The sequence below is a fragment of the Campylobacter sp. TTU-622 genome (assembly GCF_016598965.1).
Taxonomy (GTDB): Bacteria; Campylobacterota; Campylobacteria; order Campylobacterales; family Campylobacteraceae; genus Campylobacter_D.
In genome coordinates, this window is sequence record NZ_JAENKR010000003.1 from 1 (window position 1) to 24,604 (window position 24,604).

Consider the following 24,604-nt stretch of genomic DNA (forward strand, 5'->3'; position numbering starts at 1 on the left):
AAAGCATAATGAAATTTTACAACTTAGTTTTGCAAGTTTAAAAAATGAAGATTAATCTTAAGGATTTTGAACTTTTTAAAAAATTAAGGATTAAAAATATTATTGATTTGGCTTTAATATTGCCTAAAAAAATTGAAAATTTAAATTCTACCCCTTTTCCAAAACAAGGTGAAATCTGTACTCAAAAAGTTAGAATTAAGAGTGTAAGTTTAAGAAGAAATCAAATTTATGGAATTTGTGAGTGTGAGGGATGGAAAATAGATGTTCATTTTGTTTTTTTTAATCCCAGCACTTGGTATATAAAGCTTTTAAAAACAGGTGCTTTTTTAATTTTTAGTGCAAAATTAAATTTTTTTAATCAAAACTGGCAATTTAATAATCCTAAAATTATAAATAAAATAGGGGGATTTATACCAAAGTATCAAATTCCTGGTATTAGAGATGAAAAAATTCAAAATTTAATACAAAATTATCTTAGTTTTGAAAGCTTAAAAGAAAGCAAGCTTGAAGAAAAATATATTCATCTACTTCTTAATTTACATTCCTATAATGAGAAATGCTATATTTTATATCAAAATTTTTCAAATTTTGAAAAAGATTTAAAATATATAGAGATTTTTAATTTTTTAAAACGATTGAGAAATAAAAGAAAAACTTATAAAAGTTATGAATTTGAAATTTTTAAAATTGATTCGTGGATAAAAAATTTACCCTTTAAATTAACTAAAGATCAACTCACAGCTTTAGAAGATATTAAAAAAGATTTAGAATCTAAAGAGGCTAAAAGACGTGTAGTTATGGGAGATGTTGGTTGTGGTAAAACTTTAGTTTTATTAGGTGCTGCTTTAATGGTTTATCCAAGACAAGCTATTTTGATGGCACCAACTAGTATTTTAGCAAGGCAACTTTATGATGAAGCATTAAAACTTTTACCCCAGTTTATAAATGTTTTATTTGTTAGAGGAGGCAAAAAAGATAAAAATTTAGAAGAAAATATTAAAAAAGCTCATTTAATTATAGGAACACACGCTCTTACATATTTAAAAGAATTTAAGGCAGTTTTAATTATGATTGACGAACAACATCGTTTTGGTTCTAATCAAAGACAAAAAATTTATGAATTATCAAATGGAGAATTTAGCCCACATTTTATACAATTTTCGGCTACACCAATCCCTAGAACTCTTAGTATGATACAATCAGAACTTTTAAATTTTTCTTTTATAAAACAAATGCCCTTTAAAAAAGAAATTAAAACTTTATGTATTAAAAGTGAAGGTTTTGCTTTGCTTGAAAAAAAAATTAAAGAAGAGATTGAATTAAATCATCAAATTATTATTATATATCCTTTGGTAAATCCAAGTGATAAAATCCCTTATCTTTCTTTAGAACAAGCTAGCGATTATTGGAAAACTCATTATGAGAAAGTTTTTATTACCCACGGAAAGGACAAGAACAAAGATGAAATATTGCAATCTTTTAAAGATGAAGGCAATATTTTACTTAGCACTACAGTTGTTGAGGTGGGAATTTCTTTACCAAGACTTAGCACTATTGTTATAGTTGGAGCTGAAAGATTAGGACTTGCAACTTTACATCAATTACGTGGTAGAGTTGGTAGAAATGGTGTTAAAAGTTATTGTTATTTATACACTAAGCTTAAAGAAATTCCTCAAAGATTACTAGAATTTTCTAAAACGCTAGATGGATTTGAGATTGCAGAACTTGATCTTAAAAATCGTTTAAGCGGTGATTTGCTTGATGGTTTTACTCAACATGGAAATGATTTTAAATTTTTTAATTTTAATGATGAGAGTATTTTAAAAAAAGCAAAAAAAGACTTAGAAAAGATAAAAGTATAATTTTTTATATTAAGAGGTTTAAAAACAACCTCTTGTATTAAAAGATTTATTAGGAATGATAAAGCATATTTTGAAAATGACTTGATATCATATTAGCTCTTTGTAATATAATATTTGCCGTTTCATCTGTATAAACATTTTTTAAACTTTCACTAAAAAGCTCTAACCAAACTTCAAAAAATTCTCTTGGAAAAGGTGGTAATTCAATATGTGCTTTAAGCGGTTGTCCTTTATAATCTCCTTCTCCCAAAAGCATACCCATCCAAAAATTTCCTATTTTCTTTTTATGTTCTTGCCAACTTTGATTATCTACTCCTATGGCATTATTAAAAATAGGTCCCAATTTTTCATTTTTTCTAACTTTATCATAAAAAATATCCATAAGTTTTAAAATAGATTCTTGATTAATTGTTTCATAGATCATCTTTGTTCCTTTATTAATTTTTTATAGTTAATATATCAGATTAAAATGATTTAAACATTAACTTATGTTAAAATGAGGAAAAATGGAAGATTATTTAAATTTTTTATATAAAATAGGAAATATTAAAAAATATAAAAAAAATAATATTTTATTTTATGAAGAAGAACAAGCTAAAAATTTTTTTATACTTTTAAAAGGAAAAGTGCGTATCTATAAAAGCATAAATGATAAACAAATGACTTTGCATCGTTTTTTGCCTATAAGTTTTATAGCTGAAATGCCTGCTTTTAAAAGATTAAAATATCCAGCTAATGCTGAATTTGAAGAAGAGGGTGAGATTTTAGAAATTAATTTTGAAAAATTTTATAATTTATGTTTAGAGAATACAAAATTTAATTTTTTACTCATTGCTTCATTATTTGAGAAAATTAAAATTCTAGAGAAAAAGCTTTTACAAAATTCTTTAGAATTAAAAGAGAAAATAGCTTATTATATTTTGGAAAATGAGCAGAAATTAGATATAATCACTCAAAAACAAATCGCACTTGATTTAAATGTTAGAGTAGAGTCTTTATCTAGAGTTTTAAAAGAATTTAAAAACAATAATATATTAACAACTAATAAAGGTAAAATTATTATTTTAGATAAAGAAAAACTTTTAAAAAATTTTAGCGTATTATTTTAAGGAAGCTTCGAATGGATTTTAATTTTTTATTGCATTATACTCCAGCTTTTGCAAAAGCAGCTTTTCTTACTATAAAATTAAGTTTTTTTGGAATTGTTTTTTCTTTAATCATCGGAGTATTTTGCGTTATAGTATCTTATTTTAAAATACGTATTTTTGAATATATCTGTAATATTTATATAGAATTTGCAAGAAATACTCCTTTACTGATACAGCTTTTTTTTCTATATTATGCTTTACCAAAGTTAAATATACATTTAGAGCAAATGCCTATTTTAAATTTAATATGTTTTAGTGTTGATGAAAGCTTGCGTCCAGCCTTTGCTTGTGCTATAGCTGGACTTAGTTTTTTAGGCGGGGCTTATATGGCTGAGAGTTTAAGATCTGGTTTTGATGCTATAAAAAAACAACAATTTGAAGCAGGGCTTTCTTTAGGACTTACTTCTTTTCAGAATTTAAGATTTGTTATTTTTCCACAAGCTTTAGCCATTTCTATGCCAAGTATTAGTGCAAATATTATTTTTTTAATTAAAGAGACATCTGTTGTGAGTATTATAGCTTTACCAGATTTGGTAAATTTAATGAAAGGATTAAATTCTCTCACCTATAAAACAGATGAACTTTTATTTATGTTATTTTTGGGATATTTGTGTATTATTTTACCTTTATCTTTAATTTTATCTTATATTGAAAAAAGGCTAAGACATGCTTGATCTTTTAAATCAAGATACTTTTTTAAGATTAGCACAAGGACTTTTTGTTACATTTGAAATTTCTTTTATAAGTATTATTGTAACTTCATTTGGTGGTCTTATATTGGGAATTTTAATGGTTCTTAAAAATCCTTATATTTATGCATTTTGTCGTTTTGGTTTAGAATTTATACGTGTAATGCCATTGCTTGTTTGGCTTTTTATCGTTTATTTTGGGCTTTCAAGATGGCTTGGTATTGATTTAGATAGTAAAACTTCAGCTATTATTGTTTTTAGTATTTGGGGAAGTTTTGAGATGATGGATTTAGTGCGTTCATCTTTGCAAAGTATTCCTAAACATCAGTATGAAAGCGCTGCTTCTTTAGGGTTAAATTCTTTACAAAGTTTTATTTATATTATCATACCTCAAGCTTTTAGAAGATTAACTCCTGTTAGTATGAATTTATTAACACGTATGGTAAAAAGCACTACTTTTGCTTATTTAATTGGAAGCGTTGAACTTGTTAAAGTTGGACAACAAATTATAGAATTTCACAATAAAAATGATTTTGCCCCTTTTATTATTTATGGTTTAATTTTTATTATATATTTTATAATTTGCTATCCTCTTTCTTTATATTCTCGAATTTTAGAAAAAAAATGGAGCTAATGTGAGTATCTTAAAAATAGAAAATTTACAAAAATATTATGGCAATCATCATGCTTTAAAAAATATCAATTTGGAATTGCAACAAAAAGAAACTCTTGTAATTTTAGGACCTAGCGGATGTGGAAAATCAACTCTTTTACGTTGTATTAATGGGCTTGAAGAAATCGCTGATGGAAGTATTTATATCAATGGAGAAAAAATAACAAAAGATTTTAAAGATTGGACTAGAATTCGTCAAAAGATTGGAATGGTTTTTCAATCTTATGAGCTTTTTGAGCACTTAAGTGTAAGAGAAAATATACTTTTAGGACCTATAAAAGTTCAAAAAAGAGATAAAGAAGAAGTTTTAGAAGAGGCAAAAAAATGGCTTGATAAAGTTGGCTTATCTCATAAAATTGATTCTTATCCTAGAGAATTAAGTGGTGGCCAAAAACAGCGTATAGCTATAGTTAGAAGTTTGTGTATGAATCCTGAATTAATGCTTTTTGATGAGGTTACAGCAGCTTTAGATCCTGAGATAGTACGTGAGGTTTTAGAGGTAATGCTTAATCTTGCAAAAGAGGGTATGACTATGATTATAGTAACTCATGAAATGGCTTTTGCTAAAGGGGTAGCTGATAGAATCATTTTTATGGATAATGGCACTATAGTTGAAGAAAATTCTCCTGAAATATTTTTTAAAAATCCTAACACAGAAAGAGCTAAAAAATTTCTTAATTTATTTAGCTATAATAAATAATTTAACAAAATACTGATATCAAATCATCATTTGCAAGAGTGATTTTATATCTCTCTTGTGCTAAAATTTTAATTTATTTTTATATTAATCAAAAAGAGAATAAAGTTAAAATTTTAAGAATTTGTTTTTCTAAATTTTATTAAAATCTAAATATTACTAATTTAAAAATGTATAAAACTTATAAGTATAAAAATATCATTTTAATTAAGTTATAAAAAGAATATTATTAAGTTTAAAATATTTTATAAAAATTTAAAAAAAGTTATATTAATTATTTTATATTTATTTCATTTTAAAAGTAAGATAAATCTATTTATTATTAAAATAGATTTAATACTTGCAAACTATTTTGGATATTAAATTGGATTTTTTAAATTTCTTTTAAAAAAGGCTATAAAAATTAAGATAAAAGTAAAAAATATAAAAAAATATAAAAATTTTGGTATAAATATAGGATCTCCGTTTACATGAGAATGAAGACCTGATAAATAAAAATTAACTCCAAAATAAGTCATTAAAATAGAATAAAATTCTAAAACACTTACAGCTATAAAAATAAAAGGAGAATTAAATTTTGACAAAAGTCTTAAATGAAGAATTATAGTATAAATTATAATGGAAATTAAAGCCCACGTTTCTTTTGGGTCCTAGCCCAGATACCTTTCCTAACTTTCATTTACCCAAACTCTACCTAAAATTTTCTACGGTAAGTAAAGCAAGTACTATAATCATAGCCATTTCATTAATACAATGAATATTAAAATAATTTGATCAATTTGATTTTTTTAAATTTTCTTAGGATAAGTAAAATTAAACTAAAAATTCCCAAAAGAAAACAAAAAGCTAATCCATAGCTTGTGGTTATGATAGAAACGTGAATATTAAGTCAATAAGATTTTAAAACAGGAATTAAATTTGTAATTTGTGGATCCATAAAGCCAAGACGAGCTGCAAATAAAGAAATTTTAGCCATAATATTTGCAATACAAAGAGTTAAAAAAGATTTTTTATAGAAAAGGATTCTGTAAATTGCACAAATTAAGACTATATAAATCATACTTTCATAAGATGTTCTAAGGAGCGTGTTCTCCTACATACCATCTTAAGATTAATGCAAAATATGAATTAAAATAGCTATTAATGTTAAAAATACAATATTTTTTTAAGTGTGTTAAAAATATTTTTATTTTTTAAAATTTCATAAAAGATTGATAAATAATCTAACTCTAAAACAAAGATAAATATAGCTTAAATTTTTAAAAAAATCAAAATGATTCGTAAAAATCTCTGTTTTTATTTTTAAATTAGATGGTAGAAGATTTACTCCATAATATTCTTGAAATTTTTTTATATTAATTTAAAGCCTGTTTTGCGACATTCTTCACAAGAAATTTCTTTAGAGATTGTGTGTTTTCTTAGTTTTTGTGGATTACCTAATGCTTTATAAAATTCTTCTTTACTTTTAAAATCAAATTTAAATGAGTGATATGTTTCGCAATACGAACTTCCCAGTTGAAAAAGCATATTTTTTCCATAGTTAGCTATATAAGAATTGATTCCTCATACTTTTGAGTCATTTTCTACAAATTCTTCTAAAGTAGTGGAAAACCTGATGAAAATTAGGTATTTTTTGGTTATTTTAGGAGTTAAAAACTCACTCTATAATCTTGAGAATTGATTCCCTCCAGCTACTATTTTTCCAGTCATATTACTTAATTCCATTCTTAACGTGATAAGTTCCACGTACCAACCATTTATCAATAAAGCCATATTTTAGTCCTTGACGTACTAATTATTGAACATCATCAGGATAGATTTCTAATAGTAAAATTATGGAAGGAGAATTATATATAGGCTTTTTAAGTCTACTATTCATTTCTTTAAATTCATCTGAAAAACGAATGGTTTTTGCATGATGTGATCTTTTTCAAGCTTTATATTGAGCAGGATGACATTCTCCGCATTTTTAAATCCTACAAATTTATTAAATGATTCCATTCCTAAATGATAAGTTATAGAAGTGTTAGCAAGATAATTTTGCTCAGCGAATGTTGGGCTATTGAAAATTCTACTTACTCTTCTTCTCTATCGTTTATAGTATATTTTCCAACTATACGACTTTCTTTTTTGTATTTAAACATAGAATGATTCTCTTTTAAATATTTAAAAAGGTATCTTCTTGATGGATATAACCTTCAAATTCTTGGCGCTGTATTATTATCTTGCGTTGCTTGTCCTTGAATAAAACATTTGTATTTTGTTTTGCATTTAAGGATTGCTTCCTAAAAATAAAGTTAATATAGCAATACCTAATATGAATTTATTCATAAGAATACCTTGTAATTTAGAAATTTAAGAAAAATAGCTAATAATAAACATTATTAACTATTTATTAACTTATATTTTAAATTTATTATAAATAAACCTAAAATATATTTAAATTAATATCAATATTAATTTAAATATATATAGTAGTTATAAATAAAATTTATACTTAATAACAAGGTAAAAATACTAAATATTTTGAGTCTTAAAAATTAATAGGATATCATTAAAATATATTTAATATAATATTAATTTTTAAGAATTATAGTATAAAAATCTATATAAAGCTTAAAAATTATAAATTTAAATTTATTCTATATTTTTTGTTTAAAAATATAAATATTATTTAATTTTATCTTGACAAAACTTTTTTTTTAAGATAAAATAACAACCTAATTTTTGCTGGTTTAGCTCAGTTGGTAGAGCAGCTGCCTTGTAAGCAGCAGGTCGGGGGTTCAAGTCCCTTAACCAGCTCCATTTAACAGTGTTTGACCAGAAAAAGCGTTTTGGTGAGTTACTCAAGTGGCCAACGAGGGCAGACTGTAAATCTGCTGGCTTTCGCCTTCCGTGGTTCGAATCCACGACTCACCACCATTATTGCTTGCGGGAGTAGCTCAGTTGGCTAGAGCATCAGCCTTCCAAGCTGAGGGTCGCGGGTTCGAGTCCCGTTTCCCGCTCCAAGATTATAAACTGGGAGCTGTATTTATTTTGAAACTTACAGTATATCTCCTGGATTTTTGTTGTCTATAAACATAATTTTTCTGAGCGCTCGTATGGCTCAGAGGTAGAGCACTCCCTTGGTAAGGGAGAGGTCGCGGGTTCAATTCCCGCTATGAGCTCCATTGATTTGAAAAAATTATACAATATAGACTTGCTTTGCTTAATTATACTTTAATTATGGAGGAAAAAAATGGCTAAAGAAAAATTTTCACGAAATAAGCCACATGTGAATATAGGAACAATTGGTCACGTTGATCATGGTAAAACAACTTTAACAGCTGCTATTTCTGCTGTTTTATCAAGAAAAGGTTTGGCAGAGCTTAAAGATTATGATAATATCGATAATGCTCCAGAAGAAAAAGAACGTGGTATTACAATTGCTACTTCTCACATTGAATACGAAACAGATAATCGTCACTATGCGCATGTTGATTGTCCTGGCCACGCTGACTATGTTAAAAATATGATTACGGGTGCAGCACAAATGGATGGGGCTATTCTTGTTGTTTCTGCTGCTGATGGTCCAATGCCACAAACTAGAGAGCATATATTACTTTCACGTCAAGTTGGAGTTCCTTATATTGTTGTTTTTATGAATAAAGCAGATATGGTAGATGATGCTGAGCTTTTAGAGTTAGTTGAAATGGAAATTAGAGAATTATTAAGTTCTTATGATTTTCCTGGAGATGATACTCCTATTATTTCTGGTTCAGCACTTAAAGCTTTGGAAGAAGCTAAAGCTGGTCAAGATGGTGAATGGTCGGCAAAAATACTTGATCTTATGGCTGCAGTTGATAGTTATATACCAACACCAACTCGTGATACAGAAAAAGATTTCTTAATGCCAATTGAAGACGTTTTCTCAATTTCTGGTCGTGGAACAGTTGTTACAGGTAGAATTGAAAAAGGTATTGTTAAAGTTGGAGATACTGTTGAAATTGTTGGTATTAGAGATACTCAAACTACAACAGTTACTGGTGTAGAAATGTTTAGAAAAGAGATGGATCAAGGTGAAGCAGGTGATAACGTTGGAGTTCTTCTAAGAGGAACAAAAAAAGAAGATGTTATCCGCGGAATGGTACTTGCTAAACCTAAATCAATAACACCTCATACAGATTTTGAAGCTGAAGTTTATATTTTAAATAAAGATGAAGGTGGTAGACATACTCCATTCTTTAATAATTATAGACCACAATTTTACGTAAGAACAACAGATGTAACTGGATCTATTAAGTTAGCTGAAGGTGTTGAAATGGTTATGCCAGGTGAAAATGTAAGAATTTCTGTAAGCTTAATCGCACCAGTTGCATTAGAAGAAGGAACTCGTTTTGCTATCCGTGAAGGTGGAAAAACAGTTGGTTCTGGTGTTGTTACAAAAATACTTAAATAATATATAAATTTTTAAAGTCAAGGTTTTTAAAATCTTGACTTTTATAAGGAATTAAAATGAGAGTTAAAATAGGTTTAAAATGTGAAGAATGTGGTGATATAAATTATAGCACTTATAAAAATAGTAAAAATACCACTGAAAAATTAGAATTAAAAAAGTATTGCCCAAGACTAAAAAAACATACTTTACATAAAGAAGTTAAATTAAAAAGTTAATCTTTTTAATTTTTATAGGGCAATAGCTCCAATGGTAGAGCGCCGGATTCCAAATCCGATGGTTGGGGGTTCGAATCCCTCTTGCCCTGCCATATTGAAGGTTGATATAAATGGAAAAATTAATCACTTATTTTAAATTATCGAAGACAGAATTAAGGAAAGTAATTTTTCCTTTAAAAGAACAAGTAAGAAATGCTTATATCACTGTATTTGTGGTTGTAACAGTAGTTTCTTTATTTTTGGCATTAGTAGATTGGATAATGTCATCAGTTATTTCTTTAATTATTAAATAAAGGAAACTAATGAATAATCATAAATGGTATGCTATTCAAACTTATGCTGGTAGTGAAATGGCAGTTAAAAGAGCTATTGAAAATTTAGTAAAAGATAATGGAATTGAAGAGCAACTTAAAGAAATTGTTGTTCCAACTGAAGATGTTATAGAATTTAAAAATGGAAAAGAAAAAATTAGCGAAAGAAGTCTTTATTCAGGATATGTTTTTGCTTGTTTGGATTTAAATACAGAGCTTTGGCATCGTATTCAATCACTTCCAAAAGTAGGTCGTTTTATTGGAGAATCTAAAAAACCAACTCCTTTAAATGAAAAAGACATTGATTTAATTTTGGAAAAAGTACATCATAAAGCAGCCCCTAAACCTAAAATTGCTTTTGATGAAGGCGAAAATGTTAGAATTATTGAAGGACCTTTTGCTAATTTTACTGGAATAGTAGAAGAATATGATATGGTTAGAGGGTTATTGAAACTTAATGTTTCTATTTTTGGACGTTCAACACCAGTGGAAATTTTATATTCTCAAGTTGAAAAGATAATATAATACTTTAGGTATTTAATTTTAAGGAGATATTGGTTATGGCAAAAAAAGTTGTAGGCGAAATAAAATTACAAATTGCTGCTACAAAAGCAAATCCTTCACCTCCAGTTGGTCCAGCTTTAGGCCAACAGGGTGTAAATATTATGGAATTTTGTAAAGCTTTTAATGAAAGAACAAAAGATATGGCAGGTTTTAATATCCCTGTTGTTATTACTGTTTATGCTGATAAGAGTTTTACTTTTATAACTAAGCAACCTCCTGCTACTGATCTTATTAAAAAGGCTGCGGGAATTTCAAAAGGTGCGGATAATCCGCTTAAAAATAAAGTAGGTAAGCTTACTCGTGCTCAAGTTTTAGAAATTGTTGATAAAAAACTTGCTGATTTAAATACTAAAGATAAAGATCAAGCTGCAAAAATTATTGCAGGTTCAGCACGTTCTATGGGTGTTGAAATAGTTGATTAATATTTAAAATTTACCGCCAAAAGGCGGAAGCACTTTAAAAATGCGGAGAAAATAAATGGCTAAAATTACTAAAAGACTAAAAGAATTATCACAAAAAGTTGATTTAAAAAAGAACTATGTTTTAAATGAAGCAATTGACAATATTAAAACTTTAGCTTCAGCTAAATTTGATGAAACAGTTGAAATTGCTCTTAAACTTAATGTAGATCCAAGACATGCAGATCAAATGGTTCGTGGTTCAGTTGTTCTTCCGGCTGGAACAGGTAAAAAAGTTCGTGTAGCAGTTATTGCAAAAGATGCAAAAGCAGATGAAGCTAAAAATGCTGGAGCTGATATTGTTGGCAGTGATGAATTGATTGAAGAGATTCAAAAAGGTAATATGAATTTCGATGTTTTAATCGCAACACCAAATTTAATGGGTTTAGTAGGTAAAGTTGGTCGTATTTTGGGTCCTAAAGGATTGATGCCAAATCCTAAAACTGGAACAGTAACAATGGATGTAGCACAAGCGGTTAATAATGCAAAAAGTGGTCAAGTAAATTTCCGTGTAGATAAACAAGGAAATATTCACGCAGGATTAGGAAAAGTAAGCTTTTCTAAAGATAAATTATTTGATAATATTACTACTTTTGTCAAAGCAATTAATAAGCATAAACCAGCAGCTGCAAAAGGAAGATATATTAAAAGCGCTGCATTGAGTTTAACTATGAGTCCTTCGTTGAAGCTTGAAGTTCAAGAATTGCTAGATATGAAATAAGTTGCCTTAAATAAAAGGTAACTTAAAAATAAATATTTGAAGAAATTTTTTTTCTTGAAATATTTATTTTAGATTGAAGATAGTCGAGGTATTTATACTTAATTAGATTTTTATCTACTCTACTTGAAATCTCAATCGGAAAGGAGAAGATGTGACTAGAAGCGAAAAAGTTGAAATTATTGCTAAGCTTGAAGAAGGTTTTAAAGCTAGTGAAGCTATTATAGTTTGTGACTATAAAGGTTTAAAAACTAAGAAACTTGAAGAGCTTAGAAATAATGCAAGAGAAAATAATGTTAAAGTTCAAATAATCAAAAATACTTTAGCTAATATTGCTCTTTCAAATTCCGGTAAAACAGGCTTAACACTCAAAGATACAAATATTTATCTTTGGGGAGAAGATCAGTTAAGTGTTTCAAAAGTAGCTGCAAAATTTGAAGAAAATAACGAATGCTTTAAAATTAAAAGCGCTTTTGTGGATGGTGAAGTTGTTGAAGTATCTAAAGTTAAAGCTTTAGCTAAAATGCCTTCACGTAATGAGTTGCTTGCTATGCTTTTGCAGGTTTGGAATGCGCCTATTACCAACTTTACGATAGGTTTAAATGCTTTAAAAAATAAAAAAGAATCAGAATAAAGGATAAAAAATGGCAATAACAAAAGAAGATGTATTAGAATATATTTCAAATTTGAGTGTTCTTGAATTATCAGAATTAGTAAAAGAATTTGAAGAAAAATTTAGTGTTTCTGCTGCTCCTGTAATGGTTGCAGCTGCTGGAGGTGCTGCTGGAGGTGCTGCTGGAGGTGCTGAAGAAAAAACTGAATTTGATATTATTTTAACTGATAGCGGTGCTAAGAAAATTGAAGTAATTAAGATTGTTCGTGCTTTAACAGGTCTTGGACTTAAAGAAGCAAAAGATGCTGTTGAGCAAACTCCTTCTACTTTAAAAGAAGGTGTAGCTAAAGCAGATGCTGAAGCGGCTAAAAAGCAACTTGAAGAAGCTGGCGCTAAAGTAGAACTTAAATAGTTTTATGTTTAAGAAGACTTTTATTAAGTCTTCTTTATTTTTATTTTTTACCTAATATTTAGGTCTTCTTTTTTAAATTTACCATATGAGGTATGCAATATGTCAAATAATAAACTAGGAAATCGTTTAAGAGTAGATTTCTCAAATATTTCAAAACAAATAGAAATTCCTAATCTTCTACAATTACAGAAAAAAAGCTTTGATTATTTTCTAAATCTTAATAATAACGAAAGTGGTATAGAAAAAGTTTTTAAATCTATTTTTCCAATACATGATCCTCAAAATAGATTGAGTTTAGAATATGTTAGCAGTGAAATAGGTAAGCCTAAATATACCATTAGAGAATGTATGGAAAGAGGTTTAACTTATTCAGTAAATTTAAAAATGAAAATCCGTCTTACCTTGCATGAAAAAGATGAAAAAACAGGTGAGAAAATTGGTGTAAAAGATATTAAAGAACAAGAAATTTTTATAAGAGAAATTCCTCTTATGACTGATAGAGTTTCTTTTATTATTAATGGAGTTGAAAGAGTTGTTGTAAATCAATTACATAGAAGTCCTGGGGTAATTTTTAAAGAAGAAGAAAGCTCTACAGTTGCAAATAAGTTGGTTTATACAGCTCAAATAATTCCAGATCGTGGTTCTTGGCTTTATTTTGAATATGATGCAAAAGATGTACTTTATGTAAGGATTAATAAAAGAAGAAAAATTCCAGTAACTATGCTTTTTAGAGCTTTGGGTTATAAAAAGCAAGATATTATTAAATTATTTTATCCTATACAAACTATCCATGTTAAAAAAGATAAATTTTTAACAGAATTTAATCCAAATGATTTTATGGATAGAATAGAATATGATATTAAAGACGAAAAAGGTAAAATTGTTCATCAAGCTGGAAAAAGATTGACTAGAAAAAAAGCAGAACAACTTTTAAAAGATGGCTTAAAATGGATAGAATATCCTATCGAAGTTCTTTTAAATCGTTATTTAGCAAATCCTATTATCAATAAAGAAACAGGAGAGATTTTATTTGATTCTTTAACTTTGATTGATGAAGCAAAATTGGCAAAAATAAAAGAACAAAAGAGCTTTGACATTGCTAATGACTTAGCCAATGGGGTAGATGCTGCAATTATCAATTCTTTTGCACAAGATAATGAAACTTTAAAATTATTAAAACAAAGTGAAAATATCGATGATGAAAATGATTTAGCAGCAATTAGAATTTATAAAGTAATGCGTCCAGGAGAGCCTGTAGTTAAAGATGCAGCTAAAGCCTTTGTTAATGATTTATTTTTCAATCCTGAAAGATATGATCTTACAAAAGTTGGTCGTATGAAAATGAATCATAAATTAGGACTTGATGTTCCAGAATATTTAACTATTTTAACCAATGAAGATATTATAAAAACAGCAAAATATTTAATTAAAGTTAAAAATGGAAAAGGTCATATTGATGATAGAGATCATTTAGGTAATCGTAGAATTCGCTCTATTGGAGAACTCTTAGCTAATGAATTACATTTAGGTTTAGCTAAAATGCAAAAGGCAATAAGAGATAAATTTACTTCTTTAAATACAGACATAGATAAAATAATGCCTTATGATTTAATCAATCCTAAAATGATCACTACAACTATTATAGAATTTTTTACAGGGGGACAGCTCTCTCAATTTATGGATCAAACAAATCCTTTAAGTGAGATTACTCATAAACGTCGTTTATCGGCTTTAGGTGAAGGTGGTTTGGTTAAAGAAAGAGCAGGATTTGAGGTGCGTGATGTTCATGCTACTCATTATGGTAGAATTTGTCCTGTTGAAACTCCAGAAGGTCAAAATATAGGTCTTATTAATACACTTTCAACCTATGCTAAAGTGAATCAATTGGGTTTTGTAGAAGCTCCTTATAAAAAAGTTGTTAATGGAAAAGTAACTGATGAAATTGTATATTTAACCGCTACTCAAGAAGAAGGAATGTTTATAGCACCTGCTTCAACAAAAATTGATTCAAATGGTAATATAATAGAAGAATTTGTAGAAGCAAGACAGGATGGTGAAACTATACTTGCAAGACGTGAAGAGGTGCAACTTATCGATCTTTGTTCAGGTATGATTGTTGGTGTAGCTGCTTCTTTGATACCTTTTTTAGAGCATGATGATGCTAATAGAGCTTTGATGGGTTCTAACATGCAACGTCAAGCTGTGCCACTTTTAACTTCTAGTGCCCCAATCGTTGGAACTGGTATGGAAAAAATTATTGCTAGAGATGCTTGGGAAGCTGTAAAAGCTAAACGAGGAGGAGTGGTAGAAAAAGTTGATAATAGAAGTATTTTTATTTTAGGTGAAGATGATAAAGGTCCATTTATAGATCATTATACCCTAGAAAAAAATTTAAGAACAAATCAAAATACAAATTATATTCAACACCCTATTGTCAAAAAAGGTGATATTGTAAAAGAAGGTCAAATTATAGCTGATGGTCCAAGTATGGATCAAGGAGAACTTGCTATAGGAAAAAATGCACTGATAGCTTTTATGCCTTGGAATGGTTATAATTATGAGGATGCTATAGTAGTAAGCGAAAGAATTATACGTGAAGATACTTTTACAAGTGTGCATATCTATGAAAAAGAAATTGAAGCAAGAGAATTAAAAGATGGTGTTGAAGAGATTACTAAAGATATACCTAATGTTAAAGAAGAAGATATTGCTCATTTGGATGAAAGTGGTATAGCCAAAATAGGAACACATATAAAACCAGGCATGATTTTAGTAGGTAAAGTTTCTCCAAAAGGTGAAGTAAAACCTACTCCGGAAGAAAGATTATTAAGAGCAATTTTTGGAGAAAAAGCAGGTCATGTTGTAAATAAGTCTTTATATGCAACTGCTTCTTTAGAAGGTGTTGTAGTTGATGTTAAGATTTTTACTAAAAAAGGTTATGATAAAGATGATAGAGCTATAAAATCTTATGATAAAGAAAAAATGACTTTAGAAAAAGAGCATCATGATAGACTTCTGATGATGGATAGAGAAGAGATGCTAAGAGTGTGTGCTTTATTATCTAATTCCCCTTTAAATAGTGAGCAAAAAATTAACAATAAAACTTATAAGAAGGGTCAAAAAGTAGATATTAAAGAACTTGAAAAAATCAATCGCTTCACTCTTGCTTCTTTGATTAAATCTTATTCTAAAGAAGTACAAAAAGAATACGATGATTTGAAAAATCACTTCCAAAATGAAAAGAAAAAACTTAAGAGTGAACATGATGAGAAATTAGAAATTTTAGAAAAAGATGATATTTTGCCAAGTGGAGTTGTAAAACTTGTTAAAGTTTATATTGCTACAAAAAGAAAACTCAAGGTTGGTGATAAGATGGCAGGACGCCATGGAAATAAGGGTATAGTTTCTACCATAGTTCCAGAGGTAGATATGCCATATTTACCAAATGGTAAAAGTGTAGATATAGCTCTTAATCCACTCGGTGTTCCAAGTCGTATGAATATAGGTCAAATTTTAGAAAGCCATTTAGGGTTAGTTGGATTAAGATTAGGAGATCAAATTCAAGAAATTTTTGATAGAAAACAAAAAGATTTTGTTAAAGAATTAAGAGCAAAAATGCTTGAGATTTGTTCTATTCCAAGACTTGAAAATGAAAGAAATTTTATTAAAAAATTAAGTGATGAAGAAATTTTAAATTATGCTAGAGATTGGAGTAAAGGGGTTAAATTTGCTACTCCAGTTTTTGAGGGAGTTAATATAGAAGAATTTGAAAAACTCTTTGAAATTGCTAAAGTTGATATGGATGGTAAAACAGAGCTTTATGATGGAAGAACTGGAGAAAAAATAGCAGAGCGTGTTCATATAGGATGTATGTATATGTTAAAACTCCATCACTTAGTTGATGAAAAAGTTCATGCAAGAAGTACAGGTCCTTATAGTTTAGTAACCCAGCAACCTGTCGGAGGAAAAGCATTATTTGGAGGTCAAAGATTTGGTGAAATGGAAGTTTGGGCACTTGAAGCTTATGGAGCTGCGCATACTTTAAGAGAAATGCTCACAATAAAATCAGATGATGTTGAAGGAAGATTTAGCGCTTATAAAGCTTTAACTAAAGGAGAAAATGTTCCAGCAACAGGAATTCCTGAAACATTTTTTGTTTTAACTAATGAACTTAAATCTCTTGCTTTAGATGTTGAAATTTTTGATAAGGAAGAAGATAATGAGTAAGCTTAAAATTATAGAAATCAAGGAAGAAGCAAGACCAAGAGATTTTGAAGCTTTTCAATTAAGACTTGCTAGTCCTGAAAAAATTAAATCTTGGTCATACGGAGAGGTTAAAAAGCCTGAAACAATTAATTATAGAACCTTGAAACCAGAAAGAGATGGACTTTTTTGTGCTAAAATCTTCGGTCCTATACGTGATTATGAATGCCTTTGCGGTAAGTATAAGAAAATGCGTTTTAAAGGTGTTAAATGTGAAAAATGTGGAGTAGAGGTGGCAAATTCTAAAGTGCGTCGTTCAAGAATGGGGCATATTGAACTTGTAACTCCAGTAGCTCATATTTGGTATGTAAATTCTTTACCAAGTCGTATAGGAACTTTACTCGGTGTTAAGATGAAAGACCTTGAGCGTGTGCTTTATTATGAGGCTTATATTGTTGAAAATCCTGGCGATGCATATTATGATAATGAAAATACTAAAAAAGTAGAATTTTGCGATGTTTTAAATGAAGAGCAATATCAAAATTTAATGCAACGTTATGAAAATAGTGGATTTAAAGCAAGAATGGGTGGCGAAGTTGTTAGAGATTTACTTGCAAACTTAGATCTTGTTTCACTTTTAAATCAATTAAAAGAAGAAATGAATGCTACAAATTCAGAAGCAAAGAAAAAGACTATCATTAAACGCTTAAAAGTAGTAGAAAATTTCTTAAATTCAAATCTAAATGCCAATACAGATAGCGAGGATGCAGTGCCAAATCGTCCTGAATGGATGATGATTACAAATCTACCTGTTTTACCACCAGATTTACGTCCTTTGGTTGCTCTAGATGGTGGAAAATTTGCTGTTTCTGATGTTAATGATTTGTATCGTAGGGTTATTAACAGAAATACACGCTTAAAAAAACTTATGGAGCTTGATGCACCAGAGATTATTATAAGAAATGAAAAAAGAATGCTTCAAGAAGCCGTAGATGCACTTTTTGATAATGGACGTCGTGCTAATGCTGTAAAAGGTGCAAATAAACGTCCTTTAAAATCTTTAAGTGAAATCATTAAAGGAAAACAAGGAAGATTTAGACAAAATTTACTTGGAAAAAGGGTTGATTTTTCTGGTCGTAGTGTTATTGTTGTAGGTCCAAAATTAAGAATGGATCAATGTGGTTTGCCTAAAAAAATGGCTCTAGAACTTTTTAAACCACATCTTTTAGCTAAATTAGAAGAAAAAGGCTATGCTACAACAGTAAAACAAGCTAAGAAAATGATAGAAAATAAAACAAATGAAGTTTGGGAGTGTTTAGAAGAAGTTGTTGAAGGGCATCCTGTTATGCTTAATCGTGCTCCAACTCTACATAAACTTTCTATACAAGCTTTTCATCCTGTATTAGTTGAAGGTAAAGCAATACAACTACATCCTTTAGTTTGTGCTGCATTTAATGCGGATTTTGACGGGGATCAAATGGCTGTTCATGTTCCTTTATCTCAAGAAGCTATTGCAGAATGTAAAGTTCTTATGCTCTCATCAATGAATATTCTTTTGCCAGCAAGTGGTAAATCTGTTACTGTTCCTTCTCAAGATATGGTTTTAGGAATTTATTATCTTTCTTTAGAAAAAGCAGGGGCAAAAGGTGCTCATAAAATTTGCACAGGAATTGATGAAGTGATGATGGCTTTAGAATCAAAAAGTCTTGATATTCACGCAAGTATCCAAACTCTTATAGATGGACGCAAAATTACAACAACGGCAGGGCGTTTAATTATTAAATCAATTTTACCTGATTTTGTTCCAGAATATAGTTGGAATAAAGTTTTAAAGAAAAAAGATATTGCTGCTTTAGTAGATTATGTTTATAAACAAGGTGGTTTAGAAATTACTGCAAGTTTCTTGGATAAATTAAAAAATCTTGGTTTTGAATATGCTACAAAAGCTGGAGTTTCTATATCTATTGCGGATATTATTGTTCCTAAAAATAAAGAAAAAGCAATCAATGAAGCTAAAAAACAAGTAAGAGAAATTCAAAATTCTTATAATCTTGGACTTATTACCTCGGGTGAAAGATATAATAAAATTATAGATATTTGGAAAAGTACTAATAATATTCTTTCAAAAGAGATGATGGATTTAGTAGAAAAAGATAAAGATGGTTTCAATTCTATTTATATGATGGCAGATTCTGGAGCTAGAGGTAGTGCAGCTCAAATTTCTCAGCTTGCTGCTATGAGAGGACTTATGACTAAACCAGATGGTTCTATTATAGAAACACCAATTATTTCTAACTTCCGTGAAGGATTAAATGTTCTTGAATATTTTATATCTACACACGGAGCTAGAAAAGGTCTTGCTGATACTGCACTTAAGACAGCAAATGCTGGTTATTTAACAAGAAAACTTATTGATGTAGCACAAAATGTAAAAATTACTATTGAAGATTGTGGAACTCATGAAGGTATAGAAATCAATGAAATTACTGCAGATAGTTCAATTATAGAGACTTTAGAAGAAAGAATTTTAGGTAGAGTTTTAGCTGAAGATGTTATTGATCCTATTACAAATTCAGTTCTTTTTGCTGAAGGAACCTTGATTGATGAGGAAAAAGCTAAAACTTTAGGAGAAAGTGGTATTAAAAGTGTAAATATTAGAACTCCTATCACTTGCAAAGCTAAAAAAGGAATTTGTGCTAAATGTTATGGTGTAAATTTAGGAGAAGGAAAGCTTGTTAGACCTGGTGAAGCTGTAGGAATTATTTCGGCTCAATCTATTGGAGAGCCAGGAACTCAACTTACACTTAGAACTTTCCATAGTGGAGGAACTGCAAGTACTGATTTGCAAGATAGACAAGTAAGTGCACAAAAAGAAGGTTTTATTAGATTTTATAATCTTAAAACCTATAAAAATAAAGAAGGTAAAAGTATTGTAGCCAATCGTAGAAATTCTGCAATTTTACTTGTTGAACCTAAGATTAAAGCTCCATTTAAAGGAATTATCAATATAGAAAATATTCATGAAGATGTTATTGTTTCAATTAAAAATAAAAAACAAGAGGCTAAATTTATTTTAAGAAAATATGATTTAGCAAAACCAAATGAATTAGCTGGAGTAAGTGGTAATATTGATGGTAAATTTTATTTACCTTATCAAAGTGGTAGTGAAGTTGAAGAAGACGAAAGTATAGTAGAAGTCATCAAAGAAGGATGGAATATCCCAAATCGTATTCCTTTTGCAAGTGAAATTTTAGTAAAAGATGGTGATCCTATTGTCCAAAATATTAAAGCAAGAGAAAAGGGAACTTTAAAATTTTATATTTTGAAAGGAGATGGACTCGATAGAGTTAAAAATATTAAAAAAGGTGATATAGTTAAAGAAAAAGGCTTCTTTGTTGTAATAGCAGATGAAAATGATAGAGAAGCAAAAAGATATTATATTCCAAGAGAGTCAAAAATAGAATTTGATGATAGTACTTTTATAGAGGATCCAAATACTATAATTGTAAGTTCGACAAAAAAAGATAAAAATATTATTGCAGAATGGGATGCTTATAATCATACTACTATAGCAGAAATTGATGGAGTTGTTGCATTTGAAGATATTGAAGCAGGTTATAGTGCGGATGAACAAATTGATGAAGCTACAGGAAAAAGATCTTTAGTGATTAATGAGTATTTACCAAGCGGAGTAAGACCAACTTTAATTATAGTAGGTAAAGGGGATAAATCTGTTCGTTACCAACTTGAGCCAAAAACAGTTATTTTGGTTAGTGATGGTGATAAAGTAGCTCAAGCCGATATTTTAGCAAAAACTCCAAAAGCAGCTGCAAAATCAAAAGATATTACAGGTGGTCTCCCAAGGGTTTCTGAACTTTTTGAAGCTAGAAAACCAAAAAATAGTGCTGTGATAGCAGAAATTGATGGAGTGGTGAGATTTGATAAACCACTGCGTTCTAAGGAAAGAATTATTATACAAGCTGAAGATGGAACTAGTGTAGAATATTTGATTGATAAATCAAAACATATTCAAGTAAGAGATGGAGAATTTATTCACGCAGGTGAGAAGCTTACTGATGGAGTTATTTCTAGTCACGATGTTCTTAAAATTTTAGGTGAAAAAGCCTTGCATTATTATTTAATTTCTGAAATTCAACAAGTTTATCGCGGACAAGGTGTTGTAATTTCAGATAAGCATATAGAAGTTATTGTATCTCAAATGCTAAGACAAGTTAAAATTGTTGATAGTGGTAATACTAAATTTATTGAAGGAGATTTAGTTTCAAGACGTAAATTTAGACAAGAAAATGAAAGAATTATCAAAATGGGTGGAGAACCAGCCATAGCTGAACCAGTTCTTTTAGGAGTTACGCGAGCAGCTATTGGAAGTGATAGTGTTATCTCCGCTGCTTCATTCCAAGAAACGACCAAGGTTTTAACAGAAGCAAGTATTGCTGGTAAATTCGATTATTTAGAAGATTTAAAAGAAAATGTAATTTTAGGTCGTATGATTCCTGTTGGAACTGGTTTGTATCATGAGCAAGATTTTAAATTAAGAGAAAATATCGAATAGTTTGACTATTCGATATTTCTAAATATCTACTTTTATTTTATTTATCTTCTTTATTTTAAAGAAAAAATTAATTTTATTTTCGATAGACTGCTAAGTTTGGATATTAAAAAATGAAAGGAACTTAATATGGCTACATCTGAAAGTAGACGAAGCTTTATGGGTTTTGCATTTGGAAGTGTGGCTGCTGTGGGCGGCGTTTTTTCATTAGTTGCAATGAAAAAAACTTGGGACCCACTTCCAAGTGTAAAAGCTGCTGGTTTTACCACAGTTGATTTATCTGGAATGCAAGCAGGAGAACTTAGAACAATAGAATGGCGTAAAAAACCTATCTTTATTCTAAAAAAAGATGAAAGTATGCCAAAAGATGAAAAACGTGATGTTGTGGTCGATAATGCAGCATATACTGTTGTTATAGGATTGTGTACCCATCTAGGATGTATACCAGCTTATGCGCCAAGTGAGCAGTTATTTAAATGTGCTTGTCATGGTGGAGAATTTGATGTAAGTGGTAAAAATGTATTTGGACCACCACCTAAGCCTTTAGAAATTCCTCCTTTTAAAATAGATGGAACTAAACTTGTTTTAGGTGAAGAAGGTTCAGAATATAAAAAAATAATGGCGGAGGCTTAAAATGGCACATATTAGAAAAGCTAATGGCATAATGGACTGGCTTGATCAAAGACTTGCAATTTATAAATTATTAGATGTTTTAATGGTTAAATATTGGATACCAAAACAAATTAACTTTTTATGGGCTATGGGTGTTATATTAACTACTCTTTTTGCGGTGCTTTTTATAACAGGTTTATTGCTTGTTATGTATTATAAGCCAGATACAGCTTTAGCTTTTGATAGCGTAAATAAAACTATCATGCAAGAAGTGGATTATGGATGGCTTTGGCGTCATATGCACGGTGTTGCAGCTTCTGTAGTATTTTTAATCATTTATATTCATATGCTAACAGGAATTTATTACGGATCTTATAAAAAAGGTCGTGAAATGATTTGGGTTAGCGGAATGCTTTTATTTATAGTATTTTCAGCCGAAGCATTTAGTGGATATATGTTACCTTGGGGACAAATGAGCTATTGGGCTGCGCAAGTTATTACAAATCTTTTTGGCGGTATTCCTTTTATAGGCCCTGAACTTGTGATCTGGATAAGAGGAGACTATGCAGTTTCAGATCCAACTTTAACAAGATTTTTTATGTTGCATGTTTGTTTATTGCCTATAGTTATTATTGCTCTTATTGTTGTGCATTTTTATACTTTAAGAATTCCTCATGTAAATAATGAAATTTCAGAAGAATTAGATTTTGATTTAGAAGCAGAAAAATATATGGCAGGAGACACAAGAGGATCTAAAGTTATTCCTTTTTGGCCAGGATTTTTATCTAAAGATTTTATGTATATTTGCTTATTTATGATTTTCTTTTTTTACTTAGTTTGTTTTAAATTTGATTTTGCTATGGATCCTATTAATTTTGATCCTGCTGATGCACTAAAAACACCAGCGCATATTTATCCTGAATGGTATTTCTTGTGGTCTTATGAAGTTTTAAGAGGATTTTTCTTTGATATTGCTGGAATTAAAGCTTTTGATATAGGTTTAGCTGCTTTTGGTATAGCGCAAATTATTTTCTTTTTATTACCTTGGCTTGATAGAAGTGACGTAGTAAAACCTGCTCACGATAGACCGTTATTTTTTATATGGTTTTGGATTTTATTAATTGATTTAATTATTTTAACTATTTATGGTAAGCTTCCTCCAACAGGTGTTAATGCTTGGGTTGGTTTTTATGCTTCTGTGATTTTTTTATTAATGCTTATTGTAGTTTTACCTATAATCACTATTTTAGAAAGAAAAGGAGCTAAATAATGAGAGAGCTAAAAATATTTTTAGTTGTAGTAGTATTTACCGGACTTGTTTATTGGGGTGTTGAACCTTATGCTCATTCTGTTATGAAACCTCATGTAGCTCCTGCAAATTTCAATTTTGAAGTTGAAGATATTGATTATGCAAAAAGTGTTATTGCATCAAAAGAATCTATATTAAATGAAGCACAAAAGTCAAATGATGAAAAAAGAATTCAAAGTGCAAAAAAAGATCTTGAACTTGCAAAAGAAGATTTAGTAAAAAATGAAAAACTTTGGAATGAAGTAAATAAAATTGATTTTTCTAAAGCAGATGCTAAAAAAGGAAAAGAATTTTTTGAGGGAAATTGTTTTGCTTGTCACGGACTTAAAGCTGATAATATGCCAGCAAATATTACAGATTCTTCTTTAGGGGTTATTCCTCCTGATTTAAGTTCTGCAGCAAATTTATATGATGAGAAATTTTTAGCTGCTTTGATTATGCAACCAGCACTTGCTTTAAAAGTGGAACATAAATTTAAAGACGGTTTTATTATGAGTGCTTATAATGTAGAAACATCAGGAGAAAGTCAAGAAGTAGTTAATGCAAATATAGCCAATGTTATTGCTTATCTTAAAGAAATAGGAAATAAATTTAAAACACAAGAAGATGCCAATATCAAAAAAGAAGTTGAGGCAAAATATGCGAATTTAACAGATGAAAAACAAAAAATAGCTTTAATCAATAAAGATATAGCTTTTGCACAAGATAGATTAACTTTTGTAGAAGCTTGTGGGCGTTGTCATGATGTTAAATATGATAATTTTTTCACTCCATCAAATCATAATGATTTAAAAAATTATCTTGGTTCTATTCCACCTGATTTATCTATGATGATACGTTCAAGAGGAGAACAATATCTTCATAATTTTATAAATAATACTCAAAAACTTCTTCCAGGAACTGCAATGCCAAGAGTAGGATTAAATGAAAAATCAGAAGCTGAAGTTATTTCTTATTTAGAAAAAGTAGGAGATAGTAAAAAAGAACAAAGAGAAAGCTTAGGAATTTATATAATGATTTTCTTTGTAATTTTAAGTATTTTAGCTATAGGGTGGAAACGAACTATTTGGTCTAAACTTCATTAAAAATTTTTATCACTTTTTTTAAAAAAG

General features: G+C 29.2%; 23 protein-coding genes and 5 tRNA genes. 24 read left to right on the top strand and 4 right to left on the bottom strand.

From position 1 onward, the window contains the following. Window positions 1-44 precede the first annotated feature (44 nt). On the top strand, window positions 45-1,862 hold the full coding sequence (gene recG, locus JG677_RS00815; RefSeq protein ID WP_200284673.1) for an ATP-dependent DNA helicase RecG: 1,818 nt from the start codon (window positions 45-47) through the stop codon (window positions 1,860-1,862). A 49-nt stretch (window positions 1,863-1,911) separates the two neighbouring features. On the opposite strand, the gene JG677_RS00820 is transcribed toward recG, so the two are convergent. Continuing rightward, window positions 1,912-2,286, bottom strand: a complete 375-nt coding sequence (locus JG677_RS00820; protein WP_200169374.1) for a group III truncated hemoglobin — start codon at window positions 2,284-2,286, stop codon at window positions 1,912-1,914. An 82-nt stretch (window positions 2,287-2,368) separates the two neighbouring features. Between JG677_RS00820 and JG677_RS00825 the strand changes: the two genes are divergently transcribed. From JG677_RS00825 to JG677_RS00840, 4 genes are read left to right on the top strand one after another with little or no spacing between them, the layout of a single operon-like run. Beyond that, window positions 2,369-2,971, top strand: coding sequence for a Crp/Fnr family transcriptional regulator (locus JG677_RS00825; RefSeq protein ID WP_200284675.1), 603 nt, complete (start codon window positions 2,369-2,371; stop codon window positions 2,969-2,971). 11 nt (window positions 2,972-2,982) lie between these two features. Beyond that, on the top strand, window positions 2,983-3,684 hold the full coding sequence (locus JG677_RS00830) for an amino acid ABC transporter permease (RefSeq protein ID WP_200169376.1): 702 nt from the start codon (window positions 2,983-2,985) through the stop codon (window positions 3,682-3,684). Continuing rightward, window positions 3,677-4,333 carry an amino acid ABC transporter permease gene (locus tag JG677_RS00835; protein WP_200169377.1) on the top strand — a complete coding sequence of 219 codons (657 nt, stop codon included), beginning with the start codon at window positions 3,677-3,679 and terminating at the stop codon, window positions 4,331-4,333. The genes JG677_RS00830 and JG677_RS00835 overlap by 8 nt, the downstream gene beginning before the upstream one ends. Window position 4,334: 1 nt before the next feature. Further along, window positions 4,335-5,072 (top strand): amino acid ABC transporter ATP-binding protein, encoded by a 738-nt coding sequence (locus JG677_RS00840; protein ID WP_200169378.1) that lies wholly within the window; start codon window positions 4,335-4,337, stop codon window positions 5,070-5,072. A 356-nt stretch (window positions 5,073-5,428) separates the two neighbouring features. Here JG677_RS00840 and JG677_RS08735 read toward each other — a convergent pair whose 3' ends face one another. The 3 genes from JG677_RS08735 to JG677_RS08745 all read right to left on the bottom strand — a co-directional run bounded on the left by JG677_RS08735 (window position 5,429) and on the right by JG677_RS08745 (window position 6,596). Further along, window positions 5,429-5,695, bottom strand: a complete 267-nt coding sequence (locus JG677_RS08735) for a hypothetical protein (RefSeq protein WP_325099492.1) — start codon at window positions 5,693-5,695, stop codon at window positions 5,429-5,431. Window positions 5,696-5,958: 263 nt separating this feature from the next. After that, window positions 5,959-6,129: a hypothetical protein gene (locus JG677_RS08740; RefSeq protein WP_234284607.1), complete on the bottom strand. Its 171-nt coding sequence runs from the start codon at window positions 6,127-6,129 to the stop codon at window positions 5,959-5,961. A gap of 290 nt (window positions 6,130-6,419) precedes the next feature. After that, on the bottom strand, window positions 6,420-6,596 hold the full coding sequence (locus JG677_RS08745) for a hypothetical protein (protein WP_234284608.1): 177 nt from the start codon (window positions 6,594-6,596) through the stop codon (window positions 6,420-6,422). A gap of 480 nt (window positions 6,597-7,076) precedes the next feature. On the opposite strand from JG677_RS08745, the gene JG677_RS08750 reads away from it, so the two are divergent. The 19 genes from JG677_RS08750 to JG677_RS00940 all read left to right on the top strand — a co-directional run bounded on the left by JG677_RS08750 (window position 7,077) and on the right by JG677_RS00940 (window position 24,577). After that, entirely contained in the window at window positions 7,077-7,220 is a 144-nt protein-coding gene (locus JG677_RS08750; RefSeq protein ID WP_234284609.1) for a hypothetical protein, read from the top strand. A 578-nt stretch (window positions 7,221-7,798) separates the two neighbouring features. After that, window positions 7,799-7,874 (top strand) — tRNA-Thr (locus tag JG677_RS00855). 31 nt (window positions 7,875-7,905) lie between these two features. Then, window positions 7,906-7,991 (top strand) — tRNA-Tyr (locus JG677_RS00860). 9 nt (window positions 7,992-8,000) lie between these two features. Beyond that, window positions 8,001-8,077: transfer RNA gene (locus JG677_RS00865), tRNA-Gly, on the top strand. A gap of 87 nt (window positions 8,078-8,164) precedes the next feature. Next, window positions 8,165-8,239 (top strand) — tRNA-Thr (locus tag JG677_RS00870). A 68-nt stretch (window positions 8,240-8,307) separates the two neighbouring features. Beyond that, complete coding sequence (tuf, locus tag JG677_RS00875; RefSeq protein WP_131163605.1) at window positions 8,308-9,507, top strand: elongation factor Tu; 1,200 nt, start codon at window positions 8,308-8,310, stop codon at window positions 9,505-9,507. Window positions 9,508-9,563: 56 nt separating this feature from the next. Further along, window positions 9,564-9,722 (top strand): 50S ribosomal protein L33, encoded by a 159-nt coding sequence (gene rpmG, locus JG677_RS00880; protein ID WP_027306288.1) that lies wholly within the window; start codon window positions 9,564-9,566, stop codon window positions 9,720-9,722. Between the two features lie 16 nt (window positions 9,723-9,738). Beyond that, window positions 9,739-9,814, top strand: a tRNA-Trp gene (locus tag JG677_RS00885). 18 nt (window positions 9,815-9,832) lie between these two features. Then, window positions 9,833-10,015 carry a preprotein translocase subunit SecE gene (secE, locus tag JG677_RS00890; RefSeq protein ID WP_131163603.1) on the top strand — a complete coding sequence of 61 codons (183 nt, stop codon included), beginning with the start codon at window positions 9,833-9,835 and terminating at the stop codon, window positions 10,013-10,015. A gap of 9 nt (window positions 10,016-10,024) precedes the next feature. Continuing rightward, window positions 10,025-10,558 carry a transcription termination/antitermination protein NusG gene (gene nusG, locus JG677_RS00895; RefSeq protein ID WP_200169379.1) on the top strand — a complete coding sequence of 178 codons (534 nt, stop codon included), beginning with the start codon at window positions 10,025-10,027 and terminating at the stop codon, window positions 10,556-10,558. A gap of 35 nt (window positions 10,559-10,593) precedes the next feature. Further along, window positions 10,594-11,019, top strand: a complete 426-nt coding sequence (gene rplK, locus JG677_RS00900) for a 50S ribosomal protein L11 (protein WP_200217077.1) — start codon at window positions 10,594-10,596, stop codon at window positions 11,017-11,019. Between the two features lie 55 nt (window positions 11,020-11,074). Next, window positions 11,075-11,776: a 50S ribosomal protein L1 gene (rplA, locus tag JG677_RS00905; protein ID WP_200169381.1), complete on the top strand. Its 702-nt coding sequence runs from the start codon at window positions 11,075-11,077 to the stop codon at window positions 11,774-11,776. A gap of 151 nt (window positions 11,777-11,927) precedes the next feature. Further along, on the top strand, window positions 11,928-12,407 hold the full coding sequence (gene rplJ, locus JG677_RS00910; RefSeq protein WP_200169382.1) for a 50S ribosomal protein L10: 480 nt from the start codon (window positions 11,928-11,930) through the stop codon (window positions 12,405-12,407). Window positions 12,408-12,417: 10 nt separating this feature from the next. After that, the gene (gene rplL / locus JG677_RS00915; RefSeq protein WP_200284677.1) at window positions 12,418-12,798 is read left to right on the top strand and encodes a 50S ribosomal protein L7/L12; all 381 of its coding nucleotides are present in this window, start codon (window positions 12,418-12,420) and stop codon (window positions 12,796-12,798) included. A 99-nt stretch (window positions 12,799-12,897) separates the two neighbouring features. Beyond that, the gene (rpoB, locus tag JG677_RS00920; protein WP_200284679.1) at window positions 12,898-17,025 is read left to right on the top strand and encodes a DNA-directed RNA polymerase subunit beta; all 4,128 of its coding nucleotides are present in this window, start codon (window positions 12,898-12,900) and stop codon (window positions 17,023-17,025) included. Then, entirely contained in the window at window positions 17,018-21,574 is a 4,557-nt protein-coding gene (gene rpoC / locus JG677_RS00925; RefSeq protein ID WP_200284681.1) for a DNA-directed RNA polymerase subunit beta', read from the top strand. The genes rpoB and rpoC overlap by 8 nt, the downstream gene beginning before the upstream one ends. A 126-nt stretch (window positions 21,575-21,700) precedes the next feature. Continuing rightward, entirely contained in the window at window positions 21,701-22,204 is a 504-nt protein-coding gene (petA, locus tag JG677_RS00930) for a ubiquinol-cytochrome c reductase iron-sulfur subunit (protein WP_200284683.1), read from the top strand. Between the two features lies 1 nt (window position 22,205). Further along, complete coding sequence (locus JG677_RS00935; RefSeq protein ID WP_200284685.1) at window positions 22,206-23,453, top strand: cytochrome b; 1,248 nt, start codon at window positions 22,206-22,208, stop codon at window positions 23,451-23,453. Further along, on the top strand, window positions 23,453-24,577 hold the full coding sequence (locus JG677_RS00940; protein ID WP_200284687.1) for a c-type cytochrome: 1,125 nt from the start codon (window positions 23,453-23,455) through the stop codon (window positions 24,575-24,577). The genes JG677_RS00935 and JG677_RS00940 overlap by 1 nt, the downstream gene beginning before the upstream one ends. Window positions 24,578-24,604 lie beyond the last annotated feature (27 nt).

What these genes read in the sequence shown, in the direction of transcription:
- recG (WP_200284673.1), top strand. Translation starts at nt 45, where the DNA reads ATGAAGATTAATCTTAAGGATTTTGAACTTTTTAAAAAATTAAGGATT.
- JG677_RS00820 (WP_200169374.1), bottom strand. Translation starts at nt 2,286, where the DNA reads ATGATCTATGAAACAATTAATCAAGAATCTATTTTAAAACTTATGGAT.
- JG677_RS00825 (WP_200284675.1), top strand. Translation starts at nt 2,369, where the DNA reads ATGGAAGATTATTTAAATTTTTTATATAAAATAGGAAATATTAAAAAA.
- JG677_RS00830 (WP_200169376.1), top strand. Translation starts at nt 2,983, where the DNA reads ATGGATTTTAATTTTTTATTGCATTATACTCCAGCTTTTGCAAAAGCA.
- JG677_RS00835 (WP_200169377.1), top strand. Translation starts at nt 3,677, where the DNA reads ATGCTTGATCTTTTAAATCAAGATACTTTTTTAAGATTAGCACAAGGA.
- JG677_RS08740 (WP_234284607.1), bottom strand. Translation starts at nt 6,129, where the DNA reads ATGATTTATATAGTCTTAATTTGTGCAATTTACAGAATCCTTTTCTAT.
- JG677_RS08745 (WP_234284608.1), bottom strand. Translation starts at nt 6,596, where the DNA reads ATGCTTTTTCAACTGGGAAGTTCGTATTGCGAAACATATCACTCATTT.
- JG677_RS08750 (WP_234284609.1), top strand. Translation starts at nt 7,077, where the DNA reads ATGATAAGTTATAGAAGTGTTAGCAAGATAATTTTGCTCAGCGAATGT.
- tuf (WP_131163605.1), top strand. Translation starts at nt 8,308, where the DNA reads ATGGCTAAAGAAAAATTTTCACGAAATAAGCCACATGTGAATATAGGA.
- rpmG (WP_027306288.1), top strand. Translation starts at nt 9,564, where the DNA reads ATGAGAGTTAAAATAGGTTTAAAATGTGAAGAATGTGGTGATATAAAT.
- secE (WP_131163603.1), top strand. Translation starts at nt 9,833, where the DNA reads ATGGAAAAATTAATCACTTATTTTAAATTATCGAAGACAGAATTAAGG.
- nusG (WP_200169379.1), top strand. Translation starts at nt 10,025, where the DNA reads ATGAATAATCATAAATGGTATGCTATTCAAACTTATGCTGGTAGTGAA.
- rplK (WP_200217077.1), top strand. Translation starts at nt 10,594, where the DNA reads ATGGCAAAAAAAGTTGTAGGCGAAATAAAATTACAAATTGCTGCTACA.
- rplA (WP_200169381.1), top strand. Translation starts at nt 11,075, where the DNA reads ATGGCTAAAATTACTAAAAGACTAAAAGAATTATCACAAAAAGTTGAT.
- rplL (WP_200284677.1), top strand. Translation starts at nt 12,418, where the DNA reads ATGGCAATAACAAAAGAAGATGTATTAGAATATATTTCAAATTTGAGT.
- rpoB (WP_200284679.1), top strand. Translation starts at nt 12,898, where the DNA reads ATGTCAAATAATAAACTAGGAAATCGTTTAAGAGTAGATTTCTCAAAT.
- rpoC (WP_200284681.1), top strand. Translation starts at nt 17,018, where the DNA reads ATGAGTAAGCTTAAAATTATAGAAATCAAGGAAGAAGCAAGACCAAGA.
- petA (WP_200284683.1), top strand. Translation starts at nt 21,701, where the DNA reads ATGGCTACATCTGAAAGTAGACGAAGCTTTATGGGTTTTGCATTTGGA.
- JG677_RS00935 (WP_200284685.1), top strand. Translation starts at nt 22,206, where the DNA reads ATGGCACATATTAGAAAAGCTAATGGCATAATGGACTGGCTTGATCAA.
- JG677_RS00940 (WP_200284687.1), top strand. Translation starts at nt 23,453, where the DNA reads ATGAGAGAGCTAAAAATATTTTTAGTTGTAGTAGTATTTACCGGACTT.